The following is a 12096-nucleotide window of genomic DNA, read 5'->3' on the forward strand; positions in this document are numbered from 1 at the left end:
GCGCCGTGCTGCCGTTGCCCGCAGTCGCAGGTGGCCGGTCGTGAGCCTGTCGATGCTGCTGTTCCCGGTCCTGGGCGCGGTCGCCGGGATCCTGGCCGGCCTGCTCGGGATCGGCGGCGGCCTGGTGCTGGTGACCGCGCTGGTCTGGCTGCTGCCGATCTACGGCATCCCGAAGGACGCCGCGATGCATGCCGCGCTCGCGACTTCGCTGGCAAGCATCGTGCTGACCGGCGTGTCGTCGGCCCGCGCGCACCATCGCCGCGGCAGCGTGTTGTGGCCGTCGGTCGCCTGGCTGGTGCCCGGCATGTTGCTCGGCGGCTGGTTGGGCGCGCGGCTGGCCATTGGGCTCGATGGCGAAGTGCTCAAGTACGGCGTGATCGCCTACTGCGCGATCGCCGGCACCCAGATGCTGCTGTCGCGCTCGCCACCCGACACCGGGGCGGCGGTCGTGCCGACCGGCGCGGGCATGACCGGTGCCGGTATCGGCATCGGCATCGCTTCGTCGCTGGTGGGCATCGGCGGCGGCAGCATGACCGTGCCGCTGCTGGTCTGGCGCGGCGTGCAGCCGGTGCGTGCGGTCGGCACGTCGGCCGCCTGCGGCGTGTTCATCGGCCTGGCCAGCGCGTCGGGCTATGCACTGCAGGCGCCTGGCGATGTGCTGCCGTCGATGGCCTGGGGCTATGTCTATCTGCCGGCCGCGATCGGCATCGCGCTGGCCTCGGTGCTGGTCGCGCCGCTGGGCACGCGATTGGCGCATGCGATCAGTGGGCCGGCGCTCAAGCGGGTGTTCGCGGTCTTCATGTACTGCATCGGCGCCAGCCTGTTGCTGTGGTGAGCCAGCGCGCCGCCGGCGCCCGCGTTCCCCTGGATTTCGAATCGGCGCCCTGCGCCGCTGATGGAGTAGTGCGATGACCGTGTCTTCCCCTGACGTGCCCGAGGCGATCCGCGCGCTGGCGCCGACCATGACCGACTGGCGCCGGGCGATCCATGCCTGGCCCGAACTGGGTTTCGAGGAGCAGCGCACCTCGGCGCTGGTCGCCGACACCCTGCGCGCGCTCGGCCTCCAGGCGCAGACCGGCCTGGGCGGTACTGGCGTGGTCGCGGTCGTCGACAGCGGCGTGCCGGGACTGTCGATCGGCCTGCGTGCGGATATGGACGCGCTGCCGATGGACGAGGACAGCGACCTGCCGTTCCGCTCGCAGCGTCCGGGCGTGGCCCACACCTGCGGCCATGACGGCCACACCGCGGCGCTGCTGGGCGTGGCCCGTCATCTGGTCGCGCACCCGCCGGCCAGCGGGCGCGTGGTGCTGATCTTCCAGCCGGCCGAGGAAGGCGGGCGCGGCGCGATCCGGATGATCGAGGACGGGCTGTTCGATCGGTTCGCCTGCGACGAGGTCTACGCCTTCCACAACATGCCGTTGCTGGGCATGGGCCGGGCCAGTCTGCGCACAGGCGCGACGCTGCAGTCGCTGGCGGTGTTCGAGATCACGGTCGAGGGTGTCGGCGGCCACGCCGCCGCACCGCACAAGGCCAACGACCCGCTGCAGGTCGCCGCACGGTTGGCGGTCGAGATCCCGGCGATCGTCGGCCGCCATATCGATCCGATGGAGACCGCGCTGATCAATGTCGGCTCGCTGCAGGCCGGCACCACGCACAACATCATCCCGGCGACGGCCACGCTCAGCGGTACGCTGCGCGCGCTGTCCAAGGACGTGCACGAAGCGCTGCTGCAACGCCTGCGCGCGCTGTGCGAGGGCCATGCCGCGATCTCCGGCTGCCGCGTGCAACTGCAACTGCCGCATGCCTGCCCGCCGTGTGTCAACGCGCCCGAACAGGCCGCGCTGGCGGCGTCGGCGCTCGCCGACGTGCTCGGCCCGGATCAGGTCGATACCGACGCGCGCGCGTATCCGTTCTCCGACGATTTCTCCTACATGCTCGAACAGTGGCCGGGCGCCTACCTGTTCCTGGGCATCGACAGCGCGATGTGCCACCACCCGACGTTCCGCTTCGACGACGCGCTGTTGCCGGTCGCAGTCGCGGTGTTCGACCGCATCGTGCGCCGACGTCTGGGCTGAGCCTGCGGTGCCCCGCGCCGGCCGCATTCGCCGCCGGCGCGGCCAGGGCTTAAGCTGTCGGCGTGTCGCCGCGATGCGCGGCGTCCCCTCGAGTGCCCCATGCCCAACCGCGACTGGGTGGCGCAGGCCATCCGCAAGATCGAGGCCGATTTCAACCGCTCGGCCGACACCCACCTGATCCCGCTCGCGCTGCCGGGCTTTCCCGGCATCGACGTCTATTTCAAGGACGAGTCGAGCCATCCGACCGGCAGCCTGAAGCACCGGCTGGCGCGGTCGCTGTTCCTGTACGCACTGGCCAACGGCTGGCTGCGCGCGGGCAGCACGGTGGTCGAGGCTTCCAGCGGCTCGACCGCGGTGTCGGAGGCCTATTTCGCGCGGTTGCTCGGCCTGCCGTTCGTCGCCGTGATGCCGGCCTCGACATCGCCGGAGAAGATCGCCGCGATCGAGTTCCAGGGCGGGCGCTGCCACCTGGTCAAGAACGCCTGCGACATCGCCGCGGCCTCCACGCAGCTGGCGCGCGAGTGCGGCGGCCATTTCATGGACCAGTTCACCTACGCCGAGCGCGCGACCGACTGGCGGGCCAACAACAATATCGCCGAGTCGATCTTCAAGCAGATGGCCCAGGAAGTGCATCCGGTGCCGACGTGGATCGTCTGCAGCGCCGGCACCGGCGGCACCAGTGCGACGATCGGGCGCTATGCGCGCTACCGCGGTTTCGACACCCGGGTGCTGTGCGCCGATCCCGAGCACTCGGCGTTCTTCGATCACTACGCGCGCAGCCTGCGCCGCGAACCGGCGCCCGAGGACCTCGCGCCGACCCCGCCCTCGCGGATCGAGGGCATCGGCCGGCCGCGTGCCGAGCCCAGTTTCATTCCCGGCTGTGTCGATGCGATGGTCCGTGTTCCCGATGCGCTGAGCCTGGCGGGCATGCGCTACGTCAATGCGCGCCTGGGCCGGCGCGTCGGCGGCTCGACCGGGACCAACTTCGTCGGCGTGCTGCGGGTTGCGCAGATCATGCGCGCGGCCGGCCGTTGTGGTGCGATCGTCACCATCCTGTGCGATGGCGGCGAGCGCTACGCGCACAGCTATTACAGCCCCGACTGGATTGCCGCGCAGGGCTTCGACATGGACGCGGCCGATGCCGCGATCCGCGCCAGCGCCGACACCGGTGCCCCGCTACCGTCGCTGGCCGATGCGGTCCGCGACCCAGGTTGCGGTTAGGACCGACATCCAACCCATTCACAATGCGGCGGGTGGATCAACCTGGGGCAAACCCCAGGTGCGACCAGGTTAACGATTCGTTACAACGAATCCGCCGGCAGGACGCCGGCGACCCTCGCCACAGGAGTCCGCATGATGCCGATCCGCCGCCACCGGCTGGCCGCAGCCGTCTCGTCGTCCCTGCTCGCCGTCCTTCCGCTCGCCGCCGCCGCCCAGCAGCCGCCGGCCCCTGCGCCGCAGGCGCGCACCCTCGACACCGTCCAGGTCACCGGCACCCGTATCCGCAAGGCGGAAATGGAAACCGCGGTCCCGGTCCAGGTGCTCACCCGCGAGGACATCCAGCGCAGCGGGTTCACCTCCGTCGCCGACATCGTGCAGAACCTCACCGCCAGCGGCGCCGCGCTCAACACCAAGTTCAATTCCAGCGGCAATTTCGGTTTTCCGCCTGATGGCGGTGGCGTCGGCGCCGGCGCCGCAACGGTCGACCTGCGGCACCTGGGCGCCAAGCGCGTGCTGGTGCTGGTCGACGGCATCCGCTGGGTCAACGAATCCTCGGCCTCGGGCGTCGGCTCGGCCGTCGACCTCAACACCATTCCGCTGTCGCTGATCGAGCGCATCGAGGTGCTCGAGGACGGCGCCTCGTCGATCTACGGCTCCGACGCGATCGCCGGTGTGGTCAACATCATCACCCGCCGCGACGCCGACGGCGGCAGCCTCGACCTGCACTACGGCGAGTACGACGACCTGGGCGGCGCGACCTGGGGCGCGGACCTGGGCTGGGGCGGGCACAGCGAGCGTGCCCAGTGGTTCTTCGGCGCGTCGTACTACAAGCAGCGGCAGATCGCCTCGACCAAGTTCGACAACGCCAGCGTGCCGGTGCCGGGCACGGGCTTGGCCAACGGCAGTTCGGCCACGCCAGGCGGACGCTTCGTGTTCGCACCTGCCGACGGCAACAACACCTACGGCGGCCTATGCCCGTTGAGCACTGATGATGCCGGTGCGCCGATCCCCGGGTCGGCGACCTGCGACATCACCTTGCCAAATGGTGCGAGCTTCCCGGGCGGCACCACGATTGACGACTTCATCCAGTTCGGCACGGAGAACCGCTACAACTTCGCCCCCAACAACCTGCTGCTGACCCCGTCGGAGCGCAAGTCGGTGTTCGGCCAGGTGCGCTTGGAGTTCAGCCCGCAGCTGTCGGGCTATACCCGCGTGCTCTACAACACGCGCACCTCGGCCAACCAGGCCGCGCCCGAGCCGTTCTTCCTCGGCACCGACGCCGGCGTCTACAACCCCTGGGCCGAGCAGCGGCTGACGATCTCCGCGCGCAATCCCTACAACCCGTTCGGCTTCGACCTGACCACGGTGGGCGAGGACGCCAACCTGTTCCTGCTCGGCCGGCGGCCGGTCGAGGGCGGGCCGCGCCGCTACACCCAGGACGTCAAGACCTGGTATGTCGCCGCGGGGCTGGAAGGCCTCTTCGCCGTCGGCGATCGGACCTGGAACTGGGACCTCAACCTCGTCCGCAGCCAGAGCCGCGCCGAGCAGGTCAACACCGGCAGCTACAACGTGCGCCGCATCAACGAAGCGCTGGGCGACCCCGATGCGTGCGCCGCGATCGCCGGCTGCGTGCCGCTGAACGTGTTCGGCGGCCCGGGCACGATCACCCAGGAGATGCTCGCCTTCATCCAGCCGGTGGTGCGCGACGCCAGCCGCAACACGCTGACCCTGGCCTCGGCCAACGTCACCGGCGATCTGTTGCAGTTGCCGGCCGGAGCGCTGTCGTTCGCGGCCGGTCTGGAGCATCGCCGTTACGAGGGCAGCTACACGCCCGACCCGATCACGATCGCCGGCGAGTACAACGGCGTGCCCTCGGGCGCGACCTCGGGCGACTACGATGTCAACGAGGCCTATGCCGAGTTCAACGTGCCGCTGCTGCGTGATTCGTGGTTCGGCGACAGCCTCGATCTGAGCATCGCCGGACGCTATTCGGACTACTCGACCTTCGGCGGCGAGACCACCGGCAAGGTCGGCCTGCGTTGGCAGCCGGCCGATGAGTTCCTGCTGCGTATGAGCTATGCCGAGGGCTTCCGTGCACCGTCGATCGGCGAGCTCTACGGCACGCTCAGCCGCTTCGACGCGACGCTCGTCGATCCGTGCTCGGGCGCGGCCTCGTCGTCGCCGGCCTGCGCCGCGGACGGCGTGCCGGCGGGCTACGAGCAGACAAATTCGCAGATCTCGGTGGTGACCTCGGGCAATGCCGAGCTCGAGCCCGAGCACAGCCGCAGCCTGATGGTCGGCGCGGTCTGGAGCCCGTCGTTCGCCGACGGCGTGGCGTGGTCGGACCGCCTGGACCTGGGCGTGACGTTCTATCGCCACCACATCGACGGCGCGATCCAGGCCCCGGATGCGCAGGCGATCCTCGAGCGCTGCATCGCCACCCGCGATCCGCTGGCCTGCGCCTCGTACGACCGCAGTGAGCGCGGGCAGATCGTGCGTTTCGACGACATCCTCGCCAACCTCGGCACGATCAAGACCGACGGCTGGGATTTCACCGCCGCCTGGACGCTGCCCGAGCACGACTGGGGCCGCCTGCGCTTCGATGCGAAGGCGACCTGGGTCGGCCGCTACGAACTGGTCAACGAGTCGGGCGAGGCCGAGCCGCGGCGGCCCGGCGTCGAGGTCAACAACAGTGCGATCCCCGAGTGGACCGGCACCCTGGTCACCGACTGGACGCGCGGGCCGTGGTCGCTGGCGTGGACCATGCGCTACATCGACCGGCTGGTCGAGTCGTGCGGCGGTGCGATCGGCTTTGCGATCTGCCCCGACAGCGCCAATGACCGCAACGCGCTCGGCGCGACGACCTACCACGACCTGCAGCTGTCCTGGCGCAGCACCGCCTGGCTCGAAGGCACCCGGGTCAGCATCGGCGTCAACAACCTCACCGGCAAGACGCCGCCGGTGTGCCTGAGCTGCAGCCTCAACGGCTACGACGCCTCGACCTACGACCTGCCCGGCCGTTTCGTCTACGCGCGGCTGGGCGTGGACTTCTGAGCCACGGCGGGGGATGGGGCCGGCGATGCGCGCCGGCCGCTGTCTCCCGCCAGCCCGAACAGCGGTCGCAGCCAGCGCACGCGCCGGATCAGCAGTTCGTGGATGAGCACGCAGCCGGCCACGGTGATCGCCAGCACCCCCAGCGGTTCCCACACCGGGCCCAGCCCTAACGGGATCAACCAGTACGCGGCCAGCACGATCAGGCTCTGGTGCAGGATGTACCACGGGTACACCGCCTCGCTGGCGTAGGCCAGGCCCGGCCACGGCCGGTCGAGCGCATGGGCGCCCCAGGCCAGCAGCGCGAGCAGGGCGGTCCACCAGTAGACCGACAGCGCCACGATCGACACGCCCTGCCAGCCGGCCTCGGGCATCACCGCAAGGAACGGCGCAGGCGACAGCGTGCCCGCGTCGATCAGATGGCCCACCGCGCGCAGGCCCACATGGACGCCGCCGGTCGCCAGCGCCAGCCCGAGCAGCGGCCAGCGCGCCGCTCGCAGCCGGGCCCAGACCACGTTGCTGCCTGCGATCAGCACACCGAAGCCGAAGGCCACGAAGTAGCCGGCATGGTTGAACCAGTCGTCGACCAGGGCGTGGGTCGATGGAAAACGTGGCGCGAGCATCACCAGCGCGACCAGATACCAGGCCGGCGGCAGCAGCCACAGCAGCCAGTGTCCACGCGTGGTCAGCCAGTCGCGCAGTCGGCTGCCGCCGAGCCGCCCCAGCAGCGGCCGCACCGCGAGCACGGCCAGCGTGTACGCCCACAGGTAGGGCAGGTACCACAGGTGGTTCCAGGTGAAGCCGTACTCGGCGCCGGTGAACGTGCCGGCCGGCCAGGGCCGGAACTGCAGGTAACGCAGCAGGAAGGCGCCGTAGCCGGCATCGATCGTGCCCAACATGCGCGCCTCGCAGTAGGCCTGGACCGGCACGATCGCGACGATGCCAAAGGCCAGCGGCAGCAGCAGACGCCAGCTGCGGCGCGCCGCCAGCGCACCGGGCGTGCGCCGGGCCAGCACCAGGCCGAGCGCCAGTCCGGAGATCAAGAACAGCAGCGACATGCGCCAGCGGTTGATCGCGACCATCGGCCATTCGACCCAGGACAGCAGGGTCGGGCTCTTGATGTGGAAGCCCCAGTCGACCACGTAGACCATGCCCACGTGGTAGAGGATCAACAGGCCGAAGGCGATCACCCGCAGGGCGTCGATGTCGTGGCGTCGGGACATGGGAGCTGCGCATGGGAAGGGAGCGTCATCGTCGGCGCCTGGACCCCGCCGCCGGCACGGCAAGGGCCGAGGCGACCGCCTCCGGGGACGAACGGATGGCCCCGCGGGGCGGCGCAGCCCGCGCCCGCGGGCCGGCTGCCTACAATGCCGCGATGTCCCCACGCCCGTCCGATGCGCCGTCCGCGGCCGAACGCTATCTGGCCATCCGCCGCCCGGTCGAGGTCGGCTACTGGCTGATCACCTGCCTGCTGTCGGCGGCGGGCAACAGCGCGACCGTCTGGATCGACGTGCAGCGCGCGGGTCTTGGGAGCGCGCAGTGGGAAGTGGTGAGCTGGGAGGCAGGCAGCGCGCTGGCGCTGCTGGCCCTGGTCCCGGCCACGGTCTGGTTCACCGCGCGCTGGCCGGTGCACCTGGACACCTGGTGGCGGCGGCTGCCGCTGTACGCGTTGGCGAGCGTGGTCTGGTCGCTGCTGCACGTGGGCCTGATGGTCGGCATCCGCAAGGCGGTCTACGCCATGCACGGCGCCCAGTATCGCTTCGACGATGCCTACCTCTACGAGTACCTCAAGGACGTGCGCACGTTCCTGGGCATCGTGGTGCTGCTGCACGGTTACCGGCTGCTGCTCAGGCGCCTGCAGGGCGAGGCCTCGCTGCTCGCCGCGCCCGACGACGGCGCCGCCCCGGTGGAGCCGGTGGAGCGGCCCGAGCGCTTCCTGGTGCGCAAGCTCGGCCGCGAGTTCCTGGTTGCGGCCAGCGACATCGAATGGGTGCAGGCCTCGGGCAACTACGCCAACCTGCACGTGCGCGGCAAGGTGTATCCCTTGCGCAGCACCCTGGCCGACCTGCAGGCCCGACTCGATCCGGCGCGGTTCGTGCGCGTGCACCGCAGCCATCTGGTGAACGTCGCGCGCATCGCCTCGATCGAGCCGCTCGACAGCGGCGATGCGCGGCTCCATCTCGAGGACGGCACCGTGGTGCCGTGCAGCCGGCGCTGCCGCGAGGCCCTGCGCGCGGCAACCGGCGCCTGAGTCCGGCGTTGGCGCACGCGCGTGAGCGCTGCGCCGGCGTTGGCTTCAGCGGAAGAAGCGCAACAGGGTGCGCCGCAGCCAGCCGCCGTTCTCGTGGGTACTGGCGAAACCGTTGAGATGCTGCTTGACGGTCGGCGAGTACGCCTTGTCGTCGCTGCGGATATGGTTGAACAACCAGCGCACGAGCATCGCGCGCAGCTCATCGAGCATGTCCTCGCCGGCCTGGAAGCGCAGCCGATACTCCTGGACGCGGCGCGCAAACAGTTCGTGGACACGGCGATGGGCGGCGCAGAACGCATAGCCCGCTTCCTCCATCAGCGCCTCTTCGAACGCGAAATGCGAGAGCGTGTAGTCGACCAGCTCGTCGAGCACCTCGCTGACGGCTTCGCGCGAGTGCCCGTGCCGCGCGAGCTCGAGCTGATTGATCATGTCGACGATCCGCCGGTGCTGGCCATCGATGACATCGATGCCCGTGTCCAGCTCGTCCCGCCATACCACTACCGACATCGTCCGCGCCCCGCATCCCTCTGGTTGCAGAGCATCTTGGGCGGCGATCCGGGGGCCGGCCTTGATCGGACGCAATGACGCCGCGCCGGCCGCGTGCTTGTCCGGCACGCGACCAGCGCAGGTGGGCTCAGCTGCGGCGGGCGCGTGCGAAGGCGTCGGCGAGCGCGTTGTTGGCCGGCGGTGCACTCGGCTTGGGCGCACCGCCCCCCGGGCGGCCGCCACGGCCGGGCCCGCGCGGATCGCGCGGCGCAGCGTCGCGCGGGCCGCGGGCCTCGCGCGGTGCGGGCGTATCGTCCAGGCGCCGGGTCAGTGCGATGCGCTTGCGCGCCACGTCGACCTCCAGCACCTTGACCTTGACGATGTCGCCGGCCTTGACCACATCGCGCGGGTCCTTGACGAAGGTGTCCGACAGCGCCGAGATGTGCACCAGGCCGTCCTGGTGCACGCCGATGTCGACGAATGCGCCGAACGCGGCGACGTTGCTGACCACGCCTTCGAGGATCATGCCCTCGCGCAGGTCCTTGATGTCTTCGACGCCCTCGGCGAACTGCGCGGCCTTGAACTCCGGGCGCGGGTCGCGACCGGGCTTCTCCAGCTCCTTGAGGATGTCGCGCACCGTGGGCTCGCCGAAGCGCGCGTCGGTGAACTGCGCCGGCTTGAGCCCGCGCACGAAACTGCCGTCGCCGATCAGCGAGGCGATCGGGCGGCCGGTGGCCGCGACGATGCGCTCGACCACCGGATAGGCCTCGGGATGCACCGACGAGGCATCGAGCGGTTCATCGCCATCGGCGATGCGCAGAAAGCCCGCGCACTGCTCGAATGTCTTCTCGCCCAGACGCGGGACCTTGAGCAGATCGCGGCGGCGCTTGAACGGGCCGTTGGCGTCGCGATGCACGACGATGTTCTCGGCCACCCCGGCCGACAGCCCCGACACGCGCGCCAGCAGCGCGCTGGACGCGGTGTTGACGAACACCCCGACCGCGTTGACGCAGTCCTCGACCTTGGCGTCGAGCGCGCGCGCCAGCCGATACTGGTCGACGTCGTGCTGGTACTGGCCCACGCCGATCGCCTTGGGCTCGATCTTCACCAGCTCGGCCAGCGGGTCCTGCAGACGCCGCGCGATCGACACCGCGCCGCGCAGCGACACATCGAGTTGCGGGAACTCGCGCGCGGCGGTCTCCGAGGCCGAATACACCGACGCGCCGGCCTCGCTGACGACGATCTTCTGCAGTTTCAGTTCCGGCGCGCGCTTGATCAGGTCGGCGACCAGGCGGTCGGTCTCGCGCGAGGCGGTGCCGTTGCCGATCGCGACCAACTGCACGCCGTGCCGTGCGCACAGCGCCTGCAGCACGTGCAGCGACTGGTCCCACTGTCGGCGCGGCTCGTGTGGGTAGATGGTCTCGGTGGCGACCAGCTTGCCGGTCGCATCGACCACCGCGATCTTGCAGCCGGTGCGGATGCCCGGGTCGAGCCCGAGCACGGTCTTGGGGCCGGCCGGTGCGGCCAGCAGCAGATCCTTGAGGTTGTCGCCGAAGACCTCGATCGCCTCGCCCTCGGCCTTCTCGCGCGCCTTGCCCAGCAGGTCGATCATCAGATGCAGGTGGATCTTCGCGCGCCAGGCCAGGCGGCAGGCATTGCGCAGCCAGGCGTCGGCCGGGCGGCCGCGCTCGGCGATGCCGGCATGCAGTGCGATGCGGCCCTCGGCATAGGCGTTGCCCTGCTCGGCATCGATGCCCGGATCGAGCTCGAGCGTCAGGAATTCCTCGCGCCGGCCGCGCAGCAGCGCCAGCAGGCGGTGCGAGGGGATCTTCGCCAGCGGCTCGGCATGGTCGAAGTAGTCGCGGAACTTCTCGCCGGCCGCTTCCTTGCCTTCGACGACCTTCGCCCGGATCACGCCATTCGCGTCGAGCCAGGTCCGCAGCTCGCCGATCAGCGCCGCGTCCTCGCCCCAGCGCTCGATCAGGATCGCGCGTGCGCCTTCGAGCGCGGCCTTGACGTCGGCCACGCCCTTGTCGGCGTCGACGAAACCGGCGGCGACGTCCTCGGGGACTTGTGTGGGATCGGCCAGCAGGCCGTCGGCCAGCGGCTCGAGCCCGGCCTCGCGGGCGATCTGCGCGCGTGTGCGGCGCTTGGGCTTGTAGGGCAGGTACAGGTCCTCGAGCCGCGCCTTGCTGTCGGCGGCCTCGATGTCGCCGCGCAGCTCGGGCGTGAGCTTGCCCTGTTCATCGATGCTCGCGAGGATCGCGGCGCGCCGCTCCTCGAGTTCGCGCAGGTAGCCCAGGCGGACCTCGAGATTGCGCAACTGGGTGTCGTCCAGCCCGCCAGTGACTTCCTTGCGGTAGCGCGCAATGAACGGCACGGTCGCGCCTTCATCGAGCAGCGCGATCGCGCTGATCGCCTGGGCGGGCTGGGCGCCGATCTCGGCGGCGATGGTCTCGGCGATTCGGCGGGAAAGAGCGGCGTCGGGCTGGTACATCGGTTCCGAAAGCTGTCGCGGCAGCAGCGCCGCGGGCGGATTGTGGCCCCCGGGTCGCGGCAGCGGAACCCGTTGACAAGGCCGCCGCGCGCAGGTCCCGCCGCTACCGGCGCCGACGGCGCCAGGGCAGCGGCAGCTGCAACACCACCAGCGCCACCCAGGCCAGACGGCTCGACCAGCTCTCGCGATCGACCGGCACCGGCGCCGGTTCCAGTGTGGCCTCGTCCGACAGCGTGTAGGCGCCGGCATCGAGCTCGGCGACGATCGCGCGGGCCCGCGCCAGCTCGGCATCAGGCACGTGCACCTTGACTCCGCCGATCGCCAGCCGCCATTCCCAGTTCGCCAGCGCCATGTGCGCGTCGCCGACGAAGGCATCGATGCCTTCGGCCTGCAGGCGGCCGCAGACGAGCTGCGCCTCGAGCGGATCGGTGTAGCGGGCGACAATGACGGTCATCGGACGGCGACGGCGGCGAACACGGCCAAAGAGTACCCTTGCGCACTGAACACGTTCTCAC

General features: G+C 70.4%; 9 protein-coding genes. 5 read left to right on the forward strand and 4 right to left on the reverse strand.

Translation table 11 applies throughout. The features are described 5' to 3' along the window. Positions 1 to 40 precede the first annotated feature (40 nt). The 4 genes from FHW73_RS03225 to FHW73_RS03240 all read left to right on the forward strand — a co-directional run bounded on the left by FHW73_RS03225 (position 41) and on the right by FHW73_RS03240 (position 6350). Complete coding sequence (locus tag FHW73_RS03225) at positions 41 to 835, forward strand: sulfite exporter TauE/SafE family protein (protein WP_345776140.1); 795 nt, start codon at positions 41 to 43, stop codon at positions 833 to 835. A 73-nt stretch (positions 836 to 908) separates the two neighbouring features. After that, a complete protein-coding gene (locus tag FHW73_RS03230) occupies positions 909 to 2075 on the forward strand; it encodes an amidohydrolase (protein WP_183425245.1) in 1167 nt (388 codons plus the stop codon). A gap of 99 nt (positions 2076 to 2174) precedes the next feature. Continuing rightward, on the forward strand, positions 2175 to 3296 hold the full coding sequence (locus FHW73_RS03235; protein ID WP_183425246.1) for a PLP-dependent cysteine synthase family protein: 1122 nt from the start codon (positions 2175 to 2177) through the stop codon (positions 3294 to 3296). A 132-nt stretch (positions 3297 to 3428) separates the two neighbouring features. Further along, entirely contained in the window at positions 3429 to 6350 is a 2922-nt protein-coding gene (locus tag FHW73_RS03240) for a TonB-dependent receptor (RefSeq protein ID WP_183425247.1), read from the forward strand. Here the strand turns inward: FHW73_RS03240 and FHW73_RS03245 are convergent. Beyond that, entirely contained in the window at positions 6323 to 7570 is a 1248-nt protein-coding gene (locus FHW73_RS03245; RefSeq protein ID WP_183425248.1) for an acyltransferase family protein, read from the reverse strand. The genes FHW73_RS03240 and FHW73_RS03245 overlap by 28 nt on opposite strands. 152 nt (positions 7571 to 7722) lie before the next feature. On the opposite strand from FHW73_RS03245, the gene FHW73_RS03250 reads away from it, so the two are divergent. Continuing rightward, positions 7723 to 8598 carry a LytTR family DNA-binding domain-containing protein gene (locus tag FHW73_RS03250; RefSeq protein WP_183425249.1) on the forward strand — a complete coding sequence of 292 codons (876 nt, stop codon included), beginning with the start codon at positions 7723 to 7725 and terminating at the stop codon, positions 8596 to 8598. A 45-nt stretch (positions 8599 to 8643) separates the two neighbouring features. On the opposite strand, the gene FHW73_RS03255 is transcribed toward FHW73_RS03250, so the two are convergent. From FHW73_RS03255 to FHW73_RS03265, 3 genes are all read right to left on the reverse strand, one after another. Further along, positions 8644 to 9105: a bacteriohemerythrin gene (locus FHW73_RS03255; RefSeq protein WP_183425250.1), complete on the reverse strand. Its 462-nt coding sequence runs from the start codon at positions 9103 to 9105 to the stop codon at positions 8644 to 8646. Positions 9106 to 9232: 127 nt separating this feature from the next. Next, positions 9233 to 11581: a Tex family protein gene (locus FHW73_RS03260; protein ID WP_183425251.1), complete on the reverse strand. Its 2349-nt coding sequence runs from the start codon at positions 11579 to 11581 to the stop codon at positions 9233 to 9235. Positions 11582 to 11684: 103 nt separating this feature from the next. After that, positions 11685 to 12035 (reverse strand): DUF2007 domain-containing protein, encoded by a 351-nt coding sequence (locus tag FHW73_RS03265; protein ID WP_183425252.1) that lies wholly within the window; start codon positions 12033 to 12035, stop codon positions 11685 to 11687. Between the last annotated feature and the right edge of the window lie 61 nt (positions 12036 to 12096).

It is taken from the genome of Luteimonas sp. RC10, assembly GCF_014192745.1.
GTDB lineage: Bacteria > Pseudomonadota > Gammaproteobacteria > Xanthomonadales > Xanthomonadaceae > Luteimonas.